This is a genomic window from Sinorhizobium fredii USDA 257 (genome assembly GCF_000265205.3).
Lineage (GTDB): Bacteria > Pseudomonadota > Alphaproteobacteria > Rhizobiales > Rhizobiaceae > Sinorhizobium > Sinorhizobium fredii_B.
This window is the reverse complement of the sequence record NC_018000.1, coordinates 4,044,582-4,062,951: the sequence shown is the minus strand read 5'-3', so window position 1 is coordinate 4,062,951 and position 18,370 is coordinate 4,044,582. Positions and strand designations below refer to the sequence as shown.

The window sequence follows — 18,370 nt, the reverse complement described above, 5'->3', positions numbered from 1 at the left end:
GAGAGCCCACATAACGAGAATCGGGATGGCGGCCTTCATGGCCGCCCTCCCGGCGACTGCAAGCGCCGAAAGCCGGTCCATTACTCCGGCTGAAAGCCCGCTGCAGGCGGTGATCGACGCGGCGGCGCCGGGCGACGTCATCACGTTGCAGGCAGGCGAGTACGAGGGGCCGGTCACGATCTCCAAAGCGCTGTCGCTGAGGGGGCAGGACGGCGCGGCGATTGTCGGAAGCGGCAAGGGCAGCGTCGTCACGATCACCGCGGAAGGCGTCTCGGTTCGCGGCGTGCGGGTCAGCGGATCCGGTATCGACCTCGCGAAGCTGGATTCCGGAATCTTTGCGGCGAAGACGGCCAAGCGTGCCGTAATCGAAGGGAATACCGTCAGCGGCAATCTCTTCGGCATATATATTCACGGAGCGGCCGACAGCGTCGTCCGGGGAAACCGGATCTTAGGCATGATGGAAGGCCGCTTAAGCGAATCCGGCAATGGCGTGACGATCTGGAATGCGCCCGGTTCGAAGGTTCTCGACAACGACATCAGCTACGGGCGCGACGGGATCGCCACAATGGCTAGCAAGCGGAACGTCTTCAGCGGCAACCGCTTTCGCTACCTGCGCTTTGCCATCCACTACATGTACACGAACGACAGCGAGATCAGCGACAACGTCTCCACCGGCAATTCGGTCGGCTATGCGATCATGTATTCCAACCGGCTGAAGATCACCGGCAACCGTTCCGACGGCGACCGCGACCACGGTCTTCTCCTGAACTATGCTAACAGCTCCGAGATCAGTCGAAACACGGTGCTGGGCCGACTTCAGCCGCCGGAGCGATGGGCGACAGGAACGCGGTCCGCCGGGCACGAGGTGCCCCAATCCGCGGGCGAGAACACGATTGCCCAGGAGGGTGGCCGGCTCGGGCCGGAAAAATGCGTCTTCATCTACAACGCCAACAAGAATCGCTTCTACGACAACGTGTTCGAGGGCTGCGCCATCGGCATTCATTTCACGGCCGGATCGGAAGGCAACTTGATCAGCCACAACTCCTTCATCAGCAACCGGAACCAGGTCAAGTACGTCGGAACGCGCCACCTTGACTGGTCGTCCGGGAAGCAGGGAAACTACTGGAGCGACAATCCCGCGTTCGACCTCGACGGCGACGGCATCGGCGACAGCCCCTACAGGCCGAACGATCTCATCGACAGGGTCTTGTGGACGTCGCCCCAGGCCAAGCTGCTGACCACCAGCCCGGCGGTCCAGGTCATCCGCTGGGCACAGGCGCAGTTCCCTGCATTGCTGCCAGGCGGGGTCGTCGACAGCCATCCGCTGATGGTGCCGGCCGGCCGCGCGGGAGCCTTGCGATGACCCAGACCGTCAAGATAGCCGGCGTCAGCAAGCGCTACGGCCAATCGACCGTGATCCGGGACCTGTCCTTTGCGCTCGACGAAGCTGAAACCGTCGCGCTTGTCGGCCACAACGGCGCCGGCAAGACCACGCTCATCAAGCTAATGCTCGGCCTCATCCGGCCGACCACCGGCACGGTGCGCGTCCTGGGCGAGGATCCGGCAACCGGCGATTTTGCAGTTCGTCAAAGTCTCGGCTACCTGCCGGAAAGCGTCTCCTTCAACATGGCGTTGACGGGGCGCGAAACCCTGCGCTTCTACGCGCGGCTGAAGCGGGTGGACGTTGCCGCCGCCGACGCCCTCTTCGAGCGGGTCGGGCTGGCCGAGGAAGCTGTCAACCGGCCGGTGCGGACCTATTCCAAGGGCATGCGGCAGCGCCTCGGGCTGGCGCAGGCTCTGCTCGGAACGCCACGGGTCCTGCTTCTCGACGAGCCAACCAGCGGCCTTGACCCCGCCCTGCGGCGGAACTTCTACGACCTGATCACGGAACTGCGGGCCAAGGGCACTACGGTGCTGCTCTCGTCGCACGCTCTTACCGAACTCGAGGGCCGCGCGGACCGCGTCATCATCGTCAACAAGGGCTTGAAGATCGCCGACGGCACGCTCGAGGAGCTGCGGCACGTCGCCCGTATGCCGACGCGCATCAGCGTCAAGCTCTCGCACGCCAACGCAGCGCCTGCATGGCTCAATGGTGGCATGAACTGGTCTCCCGCCCCGGACGGGAGCCTTGATGCGGAGATATCGTCCGATCGCAAGATCCCGCTGCTGCATGACATCACCGCCGACGCGGCGCTGCTCGCCGGTCTGACGATCACGGAGCCGACGCTGGACGACCTCTATGCGCACTTTCTCAACGGCCAGGTGACGAAATGCTGAATATTCTCACCATCGCTGGCAAGGAAATCCAGGAAGGCATGCGCAACCGATGGGTGCTGGCGACCACCTTGCTGCTTGCCACGCTTGCCTTGACGCTGTCCTTCCTCGGCAGCGCGCCGACGGGCAGCGTGGGCGTAAACAAGCTCGACGTGGTCATCGTCAGCCTTTCGAGCCTCACCATCTTCCTCGTGCCGCTGATTGCGCTCCTACTGTCGCATGACGCGATCGTCGGCGAGATGGAGCGGGGAACGATGCTGCTTCTGCTCAGCTACCCGATCGGGCGCCGCGAAGTCGTCTTCGGGAAGTTTCTCGGTCATCTGGCGATTCTCGCCTTCGCAACGCTCTTCGGCTACGGCCTGGCTGCCGCGGCGCTGGTCGCGACGGGAAGCGCTGTCGGTCCGGATAGCTGGCAGGCCTTCGTTTCGATGATCGCATCCTCGGTCCTGCTCGGCGCGGTGTTTGCCGCGATCGGCTATCTGATCAGCACGCTTGCCAACGAACGCGCCACCGCCGGCGGCATCGCCATCGGGATATGGCTGTTCTTCGTCCTGATCTACGACATGGCGCTGCTGGGCGGCCTGGTAGCCGCCCAGGGGCGGACCATCCCGGCCGGACTGCTCAACCTGCTCCTGCTTGCCAATCCGACGGACGTCTATCGCCTCCTCAATCTCGGCTCGGGCGGCGCCGGCGCTCTTTCGGCCATGGGCGGAGTCGCCGACCACACCGGCCTGTCCTCGCCCGTTCTGCTTGCAGCCCTCGGCCTTTGGACGCTTGCGCCGCTGGCATTCGCCACATTGATCTTCTCCAGGAGGGAATTATGAGGCTGGCAATCGTCACGGCAGTACTGACCGCAACGCTTTTCCTCGCTGCTTGCGAAAAGGATCAGGAGGCGAAAATGCCGGCTCCCTATTCGCTCACGACCGACGCGATGGGGCGCTATTGCGGTATGAACGTCCTCGAGCATCCGGGGCCGAAGGGCCAGGTGATTCTGGTGGACATCCCGGAACCGATCTGGTTCTCGTCGGCGCGCGACACCATCGCCTTCACCATGCTGCCGGAGGAGCCGAAGGATATCGCCGCCATCTACGTGTCGGACATGGGCACGGCGCCGAGCTGGGAGGAGCCGGGCGCCGAGAACTGGATCGATGCAAGAAAGGCCTTCTACGTCGTCGGCAGCACCGTCAAAGGCGGCATGGGCTCGGAGGAAGCGGTGCCGTTCTCTAGCGATGGCGCCGCGCGTGAGTTCGCTGCGAAGAACGGGGGCCAGGTGAAGCGGTTTGCAGAGGTGCCCACGGAATACGTGCTAGGGACCGGGAGCGAACAGCAAGACGCGAACTTGCAAATCGAACACGAGGAGAAAGGAGGCCCCCATGGGTAGCGCGATTTCTCGCCGGAGGGCGATCTGCATCATGGCTGCTGCGGCCGGGCTCCCTCTGCTGGGCCATGGCGGCCGTGCAGAAGCTGCAACGACCGCAATCACCTGGAACGGCCGTGCCCTGGGTGCGCCGGCGACATTGATCCTGAACCTCGACGACAAGGCCAAAGCAGCGCGGCTGATAGAGCGCGTCGTTGCCGAGGTATCGCGGCTCGAGAGGATATTCAGTCTGTACCGGCCCGATTCCGCCCTCTCCGAGCTGAACCGCACTGGAGCGATTGCCGCTCCCCCGGCGGATCTGGTGAGCCTGCTGGGTGCAAGCCGCGACGCATGGGAGGCGACGGACGGCGCCTTCGATCCGACCGTCCAGCCCCTTTGGATCCTCTATGCCCAGCATTTTTCGGCGGCGGATGCCAATCCCGCAGGGCCGTCCGAGGACGAGAAGCGTCGCGCATTATCCGGCGTCGGCTTCGACAAGCTTAGGTTCGATCGCGATCGCGTCGTATTTGCCCGACCGGGAATGGCGTTGACGCTCAACGGCGTCGCGCAAGGCTACATCACCGACCGGATCGTCGATCTGCTTAAGGACGCGGGCGTTGCAAACAGCCTCGTCAGCATGGGGGAAGCACGCGCTATCGGATCGCGAGAGGACGGTGGGCCATGGCGGATCGGGCTGGCAGCGAGTGAAGATGCCGGCGCGCCGGACAGCATTCTGAACCTCGTCAACAGAGCGGTCGCCACCTCGAGTCCGGATGGCTTCCACTTCGGAGACTCCGCCCGCTTCGGTCACATTCTCGACCCGCTGAGCGGGGAAGCGCCCCGGCTCTACCGGCGGGTGAGCGTCGTGGCCCCGACTGCGGCGGCGGGGGACGCGTTCTCGACGGCCTTCAGCCTGATGAAGGGGGCGGCAATCCGCGGCGTATGCGAGCGCCACTCTGATCTTGGAGTCGATTTGGTGTCCACGTCAGGTGCCCACGCGCGCTTCGGCCGGATTGGCTGAGGTGTGCGCTTACACCAAGGTGCCCTTTCGGTGCCCCTCGCCTTTGTTCTCGACGTCGTGTTCAAACGCCATGCAGCCACTTGAACTGGTCGCCCATACCAGTGCCTTGTGGCGAGCTCTCTGGACGACGCCGATCAAACCCAGTAGGGCGGAATGCCGTAATAGTCATAGACACGGCGACCGCTCTCTGAACTCCAGTCGAAGTCCTGCTCCGCCGGATACTTCGGCGCACCTTCAAGCTGGTCCCTGGTAATGTCGACCTGGAAGCCCCCAAGAGTGGTATTGTAGTCGAGCTTCTGCCATGGCAGCGGGTAATGATCATGGCCGAGACCCAGGAAGCCGCCGAAACTCATCACGGCATAGGCAACGCGTCCGCCGCGCTTCTCCAGTATGATTCGCTCAATAGAACCAACGTCGTTGCCACTCATGTCGTAGACGGTGGTGCCCTCCACCATGTCGCTGGCTATAAGATCGTGGGATTCATGTAGATCCGGATTCACCATCGTCGTTCTCCTTTAGCAGGGGGCCAACGCTAGGAGTCGGAATTTGTTCCTAGACGGGTCTAGTCTCGGCGATGCGCCCCCGTTCTCGAGCTAGAAATCCGATATTCGCGACCTCTTTTTTTATCGGGTGGGGAACGACGGAGCTAAAGCGCACAAACAGAGTCCGACAACAATCTCTCTCGCAGATGGGGCGCATGAGAGAGCCAGTCTCGCGCCCCTTAACGCTGCCGAGGTGACGGTTCACCGGTGCGGTATTGCTGCGATCGCGCGGTCTGCCGGTTCATGCGGCAGAAGGTCATCTCTTCGCTAACAACCCTATCTTCGCAGTTCAGGATCACGCGCCATATGCGATTTCCAAACTTCACGCTCAAGCGGCAAGTTCCAGCATCCTCCCCCTCGCCGCGCTCGACCATGCAAGTCACCAGCCCCTTCCTCTGGTACTGACGCAAGTCGTCCGCGGAGACACCGAAGCGATTGGCCAGTTCGGCGGGGTCCAGTATCAAATCTCCGTCCCGAGATCGCTCTACGATCATGGTTTCCTTCCTTGCGGGGTTTGCTTCACGCAGTTGGCCTGAACGAACGGCCCCCCGCGAATATCGACCTCAAGGGGCTTGCTGGTGACCGCCGCGAGGCTCGACCGAGTCGCGATTGCGGCGCTCAAAACCGGTCTGGGAACCGGACGCTTCAAAGCCGGAAAATAGGCCGAAATGAAGAACGCCCATCCAGCCATCCAGCAGATGACGGCTCCAGCAACCGGATTGAATTGCACATTGCTCCACCAGCAGCCGCCAACACGCAGCAGCGCCGACAGTGATATGAGAGCGAAGGCACAGGCCATGGTCCAGTTGATGACCAGGCTCTCTCCGTTGCGAACCATAGCGGACCGCATCATAAAGGCTGCGATCATTGTTCCCATAGCGCCCATCGTCAGCGCATGCGTGGCGGCAGCCGGCGGAACCTGTTCTGGAATTATAGCTGAAAGGCCGCCGAGGACGAGCGCCGTCGGTGTCCAACCGAAGGCGACGTGCAGCATGAACAACGCCGGGTAACGGCAGGTCCTGAGGCTTTGCCATCCCTTCATTTGCAATAGCAGCAGAGCTGCCGAAAACAGCAACAGGATTCCAGACGAGGTGTGATGGCCGGCGCCATCGAGGTAGATAGCGGCAAAGATTCCCGACACCGACAGCCACGACAGATGTGGACGATCGAAGAAGAACTGCCCTGCCCCAATCCGGTCCAGCCAGCGCCGTGTGAAGGCAGGCACGGCGCGCCCACCTATGAGGACGATCAAGAGCATGAATAGCAGCGGTGTGGCGTTCGGCGGGATCGGGCGATTTGCAACTAAGAGCAAGGCGCTTATGGCAAGCACGGCCGTGCCGAGCGGCGCCCAGGAGCGGCTCCAGGACTTTGAGGATACCACGCCGCTCGCCAGTACTGCAGTCAAGAACACGAAATAGGCCGAGGCCCCGATCGCGGCAGCAGCGGGCGGCAAATGCTCGGGGAGAGCCGCCGCCACGCGGGCGGCGCACCAGAGGCATGTGGCGACTACGCTGACCACCGGGGGGACGGGCCCCCTCTTCGTCCAGGCTGGCAGGGCAGTCAGGAGGTATCCCCCTGCCGCTGCACCGGCCATGCCGAACAGAAGCTCGCGGCTATGCCAAGAAATTCTCTCCGGCGAGGTCTCATCCGGGAGAAGCCACACGATGGGTACGATAAGCGCCCAGAGCCCCGCTAGCAGGAACAGAGGGCGGTATGGCGCCTCCCAGAGGCATTTCCAAAGCGGAACGGCTGTCGTCAACTGGCCGCCGGGGATTGAGCTTCGAAGCGTGGGAACAGCACTGCGTTCTCAAGATGCATGTGCGTCACCAGATCGTCGGTGAACTTGCGCAGCCCCGTGTAGAGCGCTGTCCATGAGCCGCACGCGCCCTGCGGCAGCGAAAGGCCGTGGGTCACGTGTTCGAGCGTACGGAGATGCTCCACCTCCTCCTCGTGATCGTCCCGCATCTGCGCGATCGGATGCGCGATTGCTGGACTCCCGCCGCGCCGCATCATCGGAAAAAGAACTTGCTCTTCCTTCATCATATGGCTCTCGAGTTCGTCCCGCAGTCGCTCCAGTACCTGGGAGAGTCCGATCGGCGCCGAGGGGTGGTCGCCGTGTACCCGCTCCACCTTCTGGGCGAGCGGAATGAGCCAGGCGAGTTCTGCGCGGTGTGTCTGGTGGTACCTGTCGAGAATATGGCCGATGAGGTCGGACGTCTCTTCGGGCGCATCCCGTTTTGCCGCCTGTTCGAGTGCCTTCAATTCGGAAACAAGTGCAGACGGAGCCAGACCCGCCTTGACGGCGGCTTCGGAAAGGCGAACGTGGCCACCGCAACAGAAGCTGATGTCATGGCGGCGAAAGAGTTCCGCGGCTCCGGGCAGCTCTGCTGCGATTGCCGCCACTGTGTTGTCGAGGCTAATTTCGGTCATGTGCTGGTCCTTGCTTGGTTTTGCTTGCCAAGATCGTCAAGAGCTTGCTCCAGTCGCCAAGCGACGGGCCCAAGTTTGCCTCTCCTGATCGCGGCATCCTCATTCGTCGTTTGTGCCGAAGTAGAACCTGCCCGTCTTTGTGCCTGCGCAAACAGCCGGAGGGGCATACCGATTGCTGAACTGCGGCGAACAACGTATGCCGCGTGCTTCGGCAACCGAGTCCAAGCGCTTGTCTGTGTCCCGTCCCATTCGGTCCTCAGGAGTGTCCTAACGAAATCGCCGCTGACGTTGATAGAGATCAACGTCAAGCACTGCGTGCGGTCGCATCCTTGCATGCCGTGAAGAAATGCTGGAAAGGACCAGGGCGCATGATCGCCAGGATCATCGGGCTTGCACCCCCGCGTGAACGGTCTCCAGTTCCGGAAGAGCTCGCCGCTCGGCTTGCCCGGCTTGCAAGAGGTCACATTGACCTATTGGCGCTCTGCGACAGCCTCGAGGCAATCGCGGACAGCCTCCCAGATCAGCTCGACCGCAAGATGTGCGCCTATGCGACTGAGACGCTCGGCTCGATCCTACGACACCTCCATGTGACGGAGGAGCAGGTCGTTTTCGCGTGGGCCGAGAAGTGCTTTGGCAGTGATCCGTCAGTGCCAACTATGCTGGATTGCCTAAGGCACGAGCATCGCGAAGACGAGTGCTTCGCCGAGGAACTCGCGGATATGTTGGCCCGGTTGGGGGCCGCAGACGATAGCGTCAACCCGGAGACGGCCGGCTACATGCTGCGCGGTTTCTTCACCAATCCCGCCGGCATGTTCGCCTCGAACAGGAGTGCCTGCGCGGCATGATCAAGCGTCAATTCGATGAAAGGGATGCTCCTCCGCATCCCTTGTGACTACCGGCACGAGCAGTTCACTTGCACAGAGACACGTGTGGGACCATGGGCGCCCTTCTAGTTGCAGAGCGAGCACAACGCATCGGGCCTCATGATTTCCACTGTCCTCGCGTCCCGTAGCGCAATGAGCCTGCGCTCCTTCAGCTTGGTCATGGCACGAGATACCGTCTCGATCGTAAGGCCGAGGTAGTCCGCAATGTCCTGCCGCGACATCGGCAGTCGTAGCTGTCGAACGCCACCCTGACGGTTTGACAAATCCAACAGGAACGCGGCGATGCGTTCGACAGCACATTGCCTGCCGACGACCAGAAGATGCTGCTGGGCACGCGCCAGGCCGGTCAAGGCAAGCGCCAGGAGCTCGCGCGAATATTCCTGGATCGAGCGCCGGCCAAAAACGGCCAACCTTGTTTCGGTGATCGCCTCCGCGAAGAAGCGGTGCTCGACGCCTGCCTCGAAGCCGAACATTTCACCTGCCAGGTGAAATGAGACGACCTGTCGCCGCCCGTCCGAAAGCAGGCGGTAGACGCGCACCGCGCCCGTGGCGACCTGGTAGCATTTTTCGACGGCGTCGCCTTCCGCGTAGATCTCCCGGCCTGACTTGTACGTTGCGACTAGATGAGGTCCCGGAATGGAGGCGCTGGTGACGCTGTCCGATGGCTGGAAGCTTTGCTCTGCGGGTTGGGAAGCGGCGTACATCTGTTGTCCCTCATGATCGTTCCGAGGGAAGATTGCCAAATCACGCTTCGGCGATAAATTCGGTTAGTTCACTACGGGGAACTACGTAGAGCGGCACGAGCAGGCTTCCGCCAGCGCGCTTTTCCCTCTCTAACCCACCACCGCAGCCAGGCTGTTCACCACGTCCAGGAGATCAGAACCGTTTATCGGCTTCGTCAGAACGATGGTGCCGGCATGCTCTTGAAGCACCGACATTCCGTCCACCAACAGGATGATGCGGCGCCCTCGCCGCTGCAGAGACTGCACGGCTTGCGCCTCGGACTTCAATATCTCGTCGTCGATGATCGTGCAGAGCGAGGCGGTCGCGGAGCCTTCGGCTTTCCACAAGGCGTCGTACGACTGGGTCGGATATCCCTCGACCTCGAGCGCAAACGCGAGGGAACGCCGGAGGCCTTGGTCTGGTGCAACGATGACAATGCTTTTGTCGGCCAACGACTTACGGTCCTGTGCAAACCGGCGCGCGCATGCCCGCCGATGAGCTGCCATTTAAGCGATTGCGACAACGCAACGCATTGCGCGAGATCAACTCTGCAAGAATCAGGAAGGCCCGAAGCCGGCGGCGAGCGCCATTCGAACGAGATGGGGAAGGCTCTTCGCCTTCATCTTGGCCATTACGTTTGCGCGGTGCACCTCGACGGTGCGGGGGCTGATATCAAGATCGTAGGCGATCGATTTGTTGGGAAGGCCAGCCACCACCGCCGAGAGCACCTGGCGTTCCCTCTCACTGAGCGTCTGGAGGCGTGCCTGAATGTCGACGATTTCCTCCGCGTCGGCTTCCGGGACGACCAGATGTTCGGATGCCCTCTCGATCGCCTCGACGATCACGGAGTCTTCGAAAGGCTTCTCGATGAAATCGATCGCCCCCGCCTTCATGGCCTCTACCGCCATAGGCACGTCGCCGTGTCCCGTGATGACAATCGAAGGTATCTTGATTTTCTGAGTGCCGAGACTGCGCAGGAGTTCGACGCCGGACATATCTGGCATTCTCAGATCCGTCACGAGAATCCCGTTTCTGACGTTCGGCGCGAAGGCGAGAAAGGCCTCGGCCGATTGATGCATTTTCACAGCGAAGCCGTTCATCGTCAGCATGAAGGCAAGCGATTTCCTCACGGCCTCTTCGTCATCAACAATATGCACAATATAGTCAGTCATTTGCATCAATCCGTTCATCTACATATGCCGGAAGAGTAAACCGGAAAGTAGCCCCGCCGGCCGCATTTTTTGAGACGGTCATCTCGCCGCCATGCGCCTCGACGATGCGCTTCGAAATGGAGAGACCGATGCCCATTCCGCTTGCCTTTGTCGTGACGAATGGCTTGAAGAGCTGACCGGCGATTTCCTCTGGAATGCCCCCGCCGGTGTCTTCAACGACGACGGCAACCTCGCCCGCACCGGCCGGCATCGTGCGGATTGTCAGCTCTCGGCGCTCGACGTGACGCATCGCCTCGATGGCGTTGCGCATCAGATTGATGAGGACCTGTTGGACCTGAATGCGGTCGACCATCACCATTTCGGCACCCGGCAGATAGTCGAATACGGTTCTGACGCCCCCCTCGCGGGAGCCGACCAAGGCCAGCGCTCCGGCCTCTTCCACCAGTTTGCGAATGTCTTCGGGCGCCTTTTCGGTTTCGCCTTTCGTGACGAATTCCCTGAGATGCTTGATGATCTGGCCGGCGCGCAGAGATTGGCTCGCCACCTCTTCGAGCGCTTCGCGCATTCGCGTGGCAACCGCGTCGTCCATGTCACGCAACAGCCTCGTGCAGCCATGGGCGTAGTTTGCGATCGCCGACAGGGGCTGGTTCAGCTCGTGCGCAAGCGTCGACGCCATTTCGCCCATCTCATTAAGACGGGCCAGTCTCGCCAGTTCAGCCTGAATCTGTTCGAGGCGCGCGGCCGACTCTTCTCGCTCCGTCAGATCTCTGATGAAGCCCGTGAAAAACCGTACGCCACCCGATTTCATCTCCCCAACGGCGAGCTTCATCGGAAATGTCGATCCATCCTTCCGCCGCCCGACGACGACCCGGTCAATGCCAATGATGCGCTTTTCGCCGGTTCTCATATAGCGCTGCATGTATCCATCGTGCTCGTGACGATAGGGTTCCGGCATCAATATGCGCAGGTTCTCGCCGATGACCTCCTCTTCCGCATATCCGAACTGCCGGACGGCCGCAGCGTTGAAGGAGACGATAGTGCCATCCGTCGCACTGACCACTGTGGCATCCGGAACCGTGTCCAATATGGACCTTAGATGCGCGTCGCGAGCTCTCACGACATCCTCTGCCCGATCGATGGCGCGTTTCGCCGCCTGGAGCACTTCTCCCAAAGCCATGATCAGAAGCACTATCGAACCGAAGACAACCAGTTCGGAGATGCTCAGATCGGAGGTGCTATCGATCTGCTGAACAGAGATCGCTGCAGCAAGCGTCAGCCCGGCTGCGAAAGCTATCGGTCCCAGGCCGCCGACCATTGCGGTGATCAGGAGCGCGGGAATGAGTGAAAGGAGAACAATGCTGTCGCTGATGAACTCCCCGAGCGCCAACCTCAGCGCAAGAACACCCAGCACGGCCGCAGACGCGAGAAGATAGGCCGAGATGCCATTGGCTCGCCACCTGATGAGCGATTGTCCGGGCCGCGCCCTCTCCACGATGCCTTGTGAATGCATTCCGTTGTCCAATCATGGGAATGAATTGCATGCTGCTGCGCCCGGCGCGCGGCAAGACCCACCCCACACCCGCGTGACCTTTCATAGAGCATGCAGGCGCAATCGGCCATCCCGTCATGTGGAGGCGGTCTAGGGGCAGCAGGGATCGGCAGATCTTTGTTTGGCATGGCCGCTGGCGGTACTCCCGGCGAACCATTCGGAGCGAGAATGGGTCTTGCAGCGCGCTTGCCCGGACGACGACAATGGTAGCACCGCTCTGTCTACTAACTCCAGAAAAACAGAAACCAGCCTGCGTCGGCGATCGCCAGAACCAGTCCAAAGCTTAAAAGCGCTAGCAGGCGTCGAATTGTCGTTGCGGAATAGAGGCCGGTGACCCGCCAGCACAGGGTGCCGGACCACACGCTCGCAAGGAGCAGCATGGCCGCCCGCATTTCGCCGACCCAAGGCACGTCGATTCCATCCATTCGGAGCTGCGTGACCGACATGGCCGACAGACCGAGGAAGACGCCCGCGGCCGCAAGCGGAATGAGTGTCTGCGCCAGATGATGAAGTCGTGCGGCGTGCCAGCGGCCGAGACCCAGGGTCGCAAGGGCAAGCAGCAGCAGGACGACGATGCCCACTGCGAACGCTACCGCTAGCACATAGAAGATGAGAACCGCTCCATCCAACAGCGTCAGCACGTCGCTTCTTTCGGGATAGTTCGTCAGTACCCACCATGGCGCCGAGATCTCAAGTGGCCACAGCACGCCGCGTTCAACGAGCCATTCCGCAGCCGATTGTTTCGCACCATTGAACCAGGGGCTCGAGCTCCAGTGAAAGGCTCCGACGGCGACGCCCATCAAGCCGAAGACGATCAGCACGGTCTCCCAGAGCTTCGGCTGATCACCCGCAACGTGCACGATTTCATGTGCGGGCGAGCGTCGCGCCAGCCGGATCGCTCCGCGAAAGCCGCTGCACCGGCCGCACATGTGGCAATCGCTGGCGCTGCGCATCGTCTTCAGCGGCACGAGCGGCGCGCAATTCACTGCGCCCGGTTGCAGACCGGCGAGTTGCGAGCGCCTCCAACGATCCGCATCGACGCGGAAATGCAGCGGTGCAAGCTTTGCCAGCAGGCCGAAGACGGCGCCGACAGGGCAAAGGTAGCGGCACCACACGCGCTTTTCCTTGCCGTAGAGATAGCCGATCGCCGCCGCCGCAATCGTCGAGCCGCCAAGCACGAGCAGCGCCGGTTTTGGATATTGATAGACGCTGACCATCTGACCGTAGAGCGTTGTCGAGGCGAATGCCACCGTGGGCCATCCGCCCCATTTTATCCAGCGAGGAATGGCACCTCCGCGGCCGTGTCGGCTGCTGAATTCCGAGATCGCACCCTCGGGGCACAAAAGCCCGCACCAGACACGACCGACGAGCGCCGTGGCAAGGAGAACAAAAGGCCACCAGACGCCCCAGAACACAAACTGCGCGAAGCGGGTGAAGTCGTCCCAGAGATGGGCCGAGTTGTCCGGGAGCGGCAGGACTGCGGGCAGCACCAGCAGCATCAGATAGACGCCAACGACGCTCCACTGCACCCAGCCGATCTGTTTTTGATGGCGGAACAGCCAGTCGCCTATACGTTGCCAGACGTCGCTCTGCGGCTGAGCCAAGAAAACGCCCGTCGTCCTGCGGTTGTCTGCCTCGTGCCGCGGCAGCATTATTCCTCCAGGCTGTTGTTGAGTGCTGCGGCGGTTGCAGCGACGGCCTGCTGCGCGTTTGAGGGCGGCCGCAGCCAATCCGTTGTCGGAACGACGACCGCTACGATCGTCCGCCGCAAGGCGTCAGTAGCCGCCCTTCTTGCCCACGCCGGCAAAGGTGAATTCATAGCCGACTGAAAACTCCGCGGGCCAGGCGGCAACCCCGGTCTCCTTGTCGACATGGCGGCCGAAATCGGCCGAATCGTCATGAGATTCCGAGTGAACCGTCAATTCGAGCCTGTACTTTCCCGGCCCCATCAGCTTGACGTTGTCGCCATAGTGCGGTCCGTCGCTCGCGACCATGGGCATGAAGGAACCGGCCGTTTCCTCACCGGTGTCGACCTTCACCAAGCGGTATTCCACGTGGAGGTTGGGCAGCCAGTCGCCTTCAGCGAAGCCGTTCTTGTTGTTGGCTGTCGCGTGAATGTCTGCCTCCAGGTGGATGTCGGCCTCCGCTGCCGGCGTCATCACACCAGGCGGATCCATTTCGATCGGCTGAAGGTAGACTGCCGCGATTTCCATTCCGTTCAGAACATTCGGTTCGCCGATCGAGTATTCCGCTGAATATGCTGGAGAGGCTGCCGTCATGAGCAGACCGAGGGATGCGAACGGGAGCAGGCTGAAGCGACGCATTGGAATTCCTTCTACACAAGCCGGTCGGAGTTATTTCATGAGTTCTGATGTCATGTTTACGTTCACCTATCTCGGGGTTCTTTGCGCTGGAGCAAACAACGTCTGCAGGCGAAGCGCGACGGGGAGGACCGCGCGGACCACTTGGGTATCGCTCGCACCGTAAGGCAGGATTCGCTCCCGCTGATTTCGGGTGGGATCACCGACGAAGCAAGCTCTCTTGCTGAATCGAACGCCGCTCCCTGCACTCAACCTGGTCAAGTTCGGTTGACCGGCTCGCCGACATGCCAGTCCCGCAGGGCTGTTGCACTGCCGCGCGGAGCCTCTGGGGAGCCGATCAGGATCCGAACTACTTCTTCAGTTGGCGACGCGCGCGTCGCCGGCATGGTTTAGGGATCGCCTCGCTCGACAATATGAGTCTTATGATGCGCGCGAAAAAGACATGGTGCTCAGGGACGGATTTCAGCCTTGCCTTCGAGCTTCACGAGCTCGAAGTCGGAGACCAGAATGTCGAGCCGCACCTGCCAGGTCCCAGGCAAGGGGACGGCGACCCCGTCGACGCGCCACTTAGCCTCTCCGGTGCGCTGCGCCGACCGGCGAATCGCCTGGATTCCGGACGACGGGTTGGAAAGAACGAGCGTGACCTCCTTGGGCGTGAGAACCTGCCTGTCCTTGCTAAACACTTCGATGGAGCCGGCGACCTGCCCTGCACGTCCGGGCGAGAGCTGGACGTTCGCCATGGCTCGGGCTGAGTGGAGATGGATGGCCGTTGGCTCGACAGCGCCGATCTCCAGCGCGCGCGGCGGCGGCGTGAACCGCCATATGGCGGCCACTCCGACAATCAATACGACGACCACGGTTTCGACAGCGATGAACCCTGCCAGCCGCCGTGTTGTCGCCGGGTCCCGGTGCGCTGCCGGCTCCGTCAGCCGCCAGCGATTGAATGCGGCCAGTGCGAAGAGCAGGACGAGCAAGGCCAATTTGACAAGGAGGACCTGTCCGTAGGCAGTCTCTATCAATGCAGCCGGTTTCCGGACTTGGATCACGCTCAGCACGACACCGGCCACGATCAGGAAGGCGAGAAGGAACGGGATCGTTCTGGAGAAGCGGCGAAGCATCTCGCCGGACTCCGGGGTTCGCCGAGCGAGCGCCTGGGCAAGCGGGATGAGCGCACCTGTCCAGAAAGCGATGCCGACCCCATGCAGGAAGACCATCGGCCGCGTCAGCCACTGCGGGTCCGCCGAGCTGGCGTGGCCGCTCAGCGCAAGCGCCAGACCAGTCCCCACGAGCGCGATGAGCGAAAGCAGGCGCCCGCGGTCAGCTTTCGCGGCAAGCGCGCAGATAGCGCTCAAGAAGGCAAGAGCGGCGACGACAGAAGTCCGACCGAAGCTCGTGCTCATTCCAGCTTGCCAGATCGCCAGATCCAAGAGGCGCCGAAATGGAACGTCGAGTGCATCAATGCCCTGGAATCCCACAGACAGCGGCGTTGCGACCAGCGCAATTCCGAGAAGTACAAGGATTGCAAAAGATCCGGAGCGCTCGCCCCGTCCGAGCCACGTCACGGCGAACGACCCGCCGATCCCGAGAAAGAGGCCGAGATAAAGGGCGATCTTCGCCAACCAGATTGCTGTACCGACGTCGCGTTCGATTTTCACGGTGGATGCCGCAGGCGTCGTGCTCGGAGCTCCAATGGAAAAGACTACGGAGCCGCCGACCGGATGGCCATCTTCGGAGACCACACGCCAGCTCAGCACATGCGTTCCCCGGACGAGGCTTGGCGGAAGCTCGATTTCCAGCGTTCGGTCGCGCAGCACGAAGCGTTCGAGGCCGAAGCTCGATCCATCCGGCTTGACCAGTCTGAGGGAGAGCGGCGAGACTGGCTCGCTGAAGGTCAAAGAGAACGTCGCAGGCGCTTCCGCAACGACGGCATCGCCGGCCGGATTGGATCCGACGAATGAAGCGTGGGCGAAGGCGGCCACAGCAAGCCAGAACCAGGCGGAAAAGGCGAGTACCGAAAAAGCCAGCACGCGAGCCAGGCGAGACCAGCTTTCGTTCAAGCGCATCTTCGGTGCGGCGGTCATGCAATACCTCTTCGATCAAATGGAGGCGCGCCGGGCGGGCGCACTTCCGTCACACGGCGGTTCAGTGGCCTCCCTTTTTCTCGAGCAGCTTTATGCCGGGCGCCGGAAATTCGAGATCGTCGCCGTTCTGGCCTTCGACGGGAATCTCGATCCACCGTTCGACTGCGCCTTCGGGGCATTCCTGCACAGTCGGGAAGTAGAGCATCTTGCCCACCGGCAGGTCCGGCGTCAGATAGACGCGTACTACGAACTCGTCATATTCGTCGTCACCCAGGTTGCCGCTCTTCCACAGCACCTCCTTCACACCTTCCTTCACCGGAGTGCCGTGATAGTCGTAGGATTTCGCGTATGCCCCGGTGACCTTTTCCAGGGTCCAGCCGGACTTCGGCATCGGCTTTACGGCGATTACACCTTCCGGAATCTGGACGCGCACCACATTGGTCGGCTTGCCCTCGCAACCATGTGGCACGCGGAAGACGGCTTTGTGACTTGCGCCGACCGGGGCCTCTGTTGCTTCGAGTGTGGTGTGGGCCGACGCGGCTGTCGAAACCACAGCGAGCACCGCGGCGACTAATGACCGTTTCTTAAACATCTGAGTTTGTTTCCTGTTTCAATGCCGGCTCTGCCGGGGAGATTGTTCACGTAGATCAGCGTCACTGGTCCGCTGCATTGCGAAAGGGGTAGCGCCTGGGCGACCGCGCACGAGGGGTGCGTCAGAGTACGAACGTCTCTGTGAGGTAGTCGAAGTCCAAGGACGCAATAGGGTGTCAGGCGGCCGGCGGAGGGCCGCGTGGGCTGCCGGGATGGCGATCGCTTCTGCGAACAGATACGTCGGCATACGTAACGATGGTACCGTCGCGTGAAGGCAGTGCCGTTAGGATCTGCGCGCCTTCGTAAGGGGCATCCGGCAGCCAGGAGGTCTCGGTGCATCCGAGAATGCAGCACTCGGGCAGTTTGTCCTGACCGCCGCCGCTGTGTTGAGGACCACCGTGGCTCGTGCCTGTGGCGCATAGTGGATTGCCGAAGGTGTCGACGTGCCGGAGGGCCGGCATTTCTCCCGCGAGCGCGCCGAACACCGACTGCAGGACGAACATGCAGGCGGCAATCAGCGCCACCCCCCTGCCCGATCCGACCCGTCGTCCCGCCATCTCGCCAGTCTCCTGCCGCTGCTCCAGTCATTTCACCAGATCAGCAATAGGAGCCCTCGCGACGCACGTCATTGTTCCAAATCAACCACCGGACACGCTTGTCGGAGATCGAAGCACAGGGGCGTCACGAAGACGCTGGATGTCGAACCATCGCGGACGCTAGGATGAGTTTCAAAAGCCGGCCGACTGGCACAGTCACCTCAGTAGGTTTCGCTCGCTCGACCACCGGAATTTGGGACAATGCGTGGCGCTGATGCTTTCGAACTCGCCATTGAGGCGGCAGTCGCTAGCCGGATAGCGCGCTTGCCATGGCCGCCATCGAGAACCCACCCAAGACCAATGACGCCAGTTTGTAGGAGTGCCGTCGCACCCCGAAGGGCAAGCAGGCGCCGAAGACAACCCAGCCAAAACCGACGAGCGTCGACATGGCTGCGTAGGTCGCCACCCAAATGGAGACTGCGACGTCAGCCTCCGACGGTATCAGCACCGCTCCGACCAGCATGGCCTTCGGGTTGACGATGGTGGTCAGCAATACGCGAACGAACAACTGCCGGGCCGACTTCGCATCCGTTCGCAACGGCATGCCCCAAAGCTTGACCGCCGAATACAGCAACCAGCCCGCCGCCAGCAACTTCGTTGCGACGAATGCGCTCGCGTTTCCCTGGACGCGATCGGCCAACACGACAAAGAACGACACGGCCAGGAAATACCCAATTGCTTCTGCAAAGGGCATTATTGCCGCGTGTCGAATGCCAAGCGATGCTCCGCATGTGGCCAGGACGGTGTTCGTCGGACCTGGCGTCAGCAGGATCAGGAGAGTGGACAGGACGAAGTACAGCGTGACCATGGAGACGAACTGGAGGGTAGA

20 protein-coding genes are annotated in these 18,370 nt (G+C 61.8%); 6 read left to right on the top strand and 14 right to left on the bottom strand.

The features are described 5' to 3' along the window. Positions 1–25: 25 nt before the first annotated feature. The 5 genes from USDA257_RS19050 to USDA257_RS19030 are packed head-to-tail and all read left to right on the top strand — an operon-like array spanning position 26 to position 4,652. Positions 26–1,363, top strand: coding sequence for a nitrous oxide reductase family maturation protein NosD (locus USDA257_RS19050; RefSeq protein WP_041414411.1), 1,338 nt, complete (start codon positions 26–28; stop codon positions 1,361–1,363). Beyond that, positions 1,360–2,277: an ABC transporter ATP-binding protein gene (locus USDA257_RS19045; protein ID WP_014764584.1), complete on the top strand. Its 918-nt coding sequence runs from the start codon at positions 1,360–1,362 to the stop codon at positions 2,275–2,277. Before USDA257_RS19050 ends, USDA257_RS19045 begins: the two co-directional genes overlap by 4 nt. Then, a complete protein-coding gene (locus USDA257_RS19040; protein WP_014764583.1) occupies positions 2,271–3,098 on the top strand; it encodes an ABC transporter permease in 828 nt (275 codons plus the stop codon). Before USDA257_RS19045 ends, USDA257_RS19040 begins: the two co-directional genes overlap by 7 nt. Beyond that, entirely contained in the window at positions 3,095–3,655 is a 561-nt protein-coding gene (locus tag USDA257_RS19035; RefSeq protein WP_014764582.1) for a nitrous oxide reductase accessory protein NosL, read from the top strand. Before USDA257_RS19040 ends, USDA257_RS19035 begins: the two co-directional genes overlap by 4 nt. After that, positions 3,648–4,652, top strand: a complete 1,005-nt coding sequence (locus USDA257_RS19030; RefSeq protein ID WP_014764581.1) for an FAD:protein FMN transferase — start codon at positions 3,648–3,650, stop codon at positions 4,650–4,652. The genes USDA257_RS19035 and USDA257_RS19030 overlap by 8 nt, the downstream gene beginning before the upstream one ends. A gap of 134 nt (positions 4,653–4,786) precedes the next feature. On the opposite strand, the gene USDA257_RS19025 is transcribed toward USDA257_RS19030, so the two are convergent. The 4 genes from USDA257_RS19025 to ric form a co-directional block, all read right to left on the bottom strand. After that, the gene (locus USDA257_RS19025; RefSeq protein WP_014764579.1) at positions 4,787–5,155 is read right to left on the bottom strand and encodes a PRC-barrel domain-containing protein; all 369 of its coding nucleotides are present in this window, start codon (positions 5,153–5,155) and stop codon (positions 4,787–4,789) included. A gap of 218 nt (positions 5,156–5,373) precedes the next feature. After that, a complete protein-coding gene (locus USDA257_RS19020) occupies positions 5,374–5,688 on the bottom strand; it encodes a DUF6522 family protein (protein WP_048657411.1) in 315 nt (104 codons plus the stop codon). After that, positions 5,685–6,953 (bottom strand): NnrS family protein, encoded by a 1,269-nt coding sequence (locus tag USDA257_RS19015; protein ID WP_014764578.1) that lies wholly within the window; start codon positions 6,951–6,953, stop codon positions 5,685–5,687. The genes USDA257_RS19020 and USDA257_RS19015 overlap by 4 nt, the downstream gene beginning before the upstream one ends. Further along, entirely contained in the window at positions 6,950–7,624 is a 675-nt protein-coding gene (gene ric, locus USDA257_RS19010; protein ID WP_014764577.1) for an iron-sulfur cluster repair di-iron protein, read from the bottom strand. The genes USDA257_RS19015 and ric overlap by 4 nt, the downstream gene beginning before the upstream one ends. Before the next feature lie 368 nt (positions 7,625–7,992). On the opposite strand from ric, the gene USDA257_RS19005 reads away from it, so the two are divergent. Further along, entirely contained in the window at positions 7,993–8,469 is a 477-nt protein-coding gene (locus tag USDA257_RS19005; protein ID WP_014764576.1) for a hemerythrin domain-containing protein, read from the top strand. Between the two features lie 104 nt (positions 8,470–8,573). Here the strand turns inward: USDA257_RS19005 and USDA257_RS19000 are convergent, their stop codons facing one another. The 10 genes from USDA257_RS19000 to USDA257_RS18955 all read right to left on the bottom strand — a co-directional run bounded on the left by USDA257_RS19000 (position 8,574) and on the right by USDA257_RS18955 (position 18,349). Then, complete coding sequence (locus USDA257_RS19000) at positions 8,574–9,212, bottom strand: helix-turn-helix domain-containing protein (RefSeq protein ID WP_014764575.1); 639 nt, start codon at positions 9,210–9,212, stop codon at positions 8,574–8,576. Between the two features lie 129 nt (positions 9,213–9,341). Continuing rightward, positions 9,342–9,737 (bottom strand): transcriptional regulator, encoded by a 396-nt coding sequence (locus tag USDA257_RS18995; RefSeq protein WP_014764574.1) that lies wholly within the window; start codon positions 9,735–9,737, stop codon positions 9,342–9,344. 51 nt (positions 9,738–9,788) lie between these two features. After that, positions 9,789–10,403, bottom strand: a complete 615-nt coding sequence (fixJ, locus tag USDA257_RS18990; RefSeq protein ID WP_041415416.1) for a response regulator FixJ — start codon at positions 10,401–10,403, stop codon at positions 9,789–9,791. Then, positions 10,396–11,913 carry a PAS domain S-box protein gene (fixL, locus tag USDA257_RS18985; RefSeq protein ID WP_014764572.1) on the bottom strand — a complete coding sequence of 506 codons (1,518 nt, stop codon included), beginning with the start codon at positions 11,911–11,913 and terminating at the stop codon, positions 10,396–10,398. Before fixL ends, fixJ begins: the two co-directional genes overlap by 8 nt. A 263-nt stretch (positions 11,914–12,176) precedes the next feature. After that, positions 12,177–13,604, bottom strand: coding sequence for a 4Fe-4S binding protein (locus USDA257_RS18980; protein ID WP_014764571.1), 1,428 nt, complete (start codon positions 13,602–13,604; stop codon positions 12,177–12,179). A 123-nt stretch (positions 13,605–13,727) separates the two neighbouring features. Next, positions 13,728–14,276 carry an iron transporter gene (locus USDA257_RS18975; RefSeq protein WP_014764570.1) on the bottom strand — a complete coding sequence of 183 codons (549 nt, stop codon included), beginning with the start codon at positions 14,274–14,276 and terminating at the stop codon, positions 13,728–13,730. Positions 14,277–14,722: 446 nt separating this feature from the next. Beyond that, positions 14,723–16,354 carry a copper resistance CopC/CopD family protein gene (locus USDA257_RS18970; RefSeq protein WP_014764569.1) on the bottom strand — a complete coding sequence of 544 codons (1,632 nt, stop codon included), beginning with the start codon at positions 16,352–16,354 and terminating at the stop codon, positions 14,723–14,725. 61 nt (positions 16,355–16,415) lie between these two features. Next, complete coding sequence (locus tag USDA257_RS18965; RefSeq protein ID WP_014764568.1) at positions 16,416–16,946, bottom strand: YcnI family copper-binding membrane protein; 531 nt, start codon at positions 16,944–16,946, stop codon at positions 16,416–16,418. Between the two features lie 175 nt (positions 16,947–17,121). Then, a complete protein-coding gene (locus USDA257_RS18960) occupies positions 17,122–17,502 on the bottom strand; it encodes a hypothetical protein (protein WP_041414410.1) in 381 nt (126 codons plus the stop codon). Between the two features lie 286 nt (positions 17,503–17,788). After that, positions 17,789–18,349: a LysE family translocator gene (locus USDA257_RS18955; RefSeq protein ID WP_014764566.1), complete on the bottom strand. Its 561-nt coding sequence runs from the start codon at positions 18,347–18,349 to the stop codon at positions 17,789–17,791. Positions 18,350–18,370 lie beyond the last annotated feature (21 nt).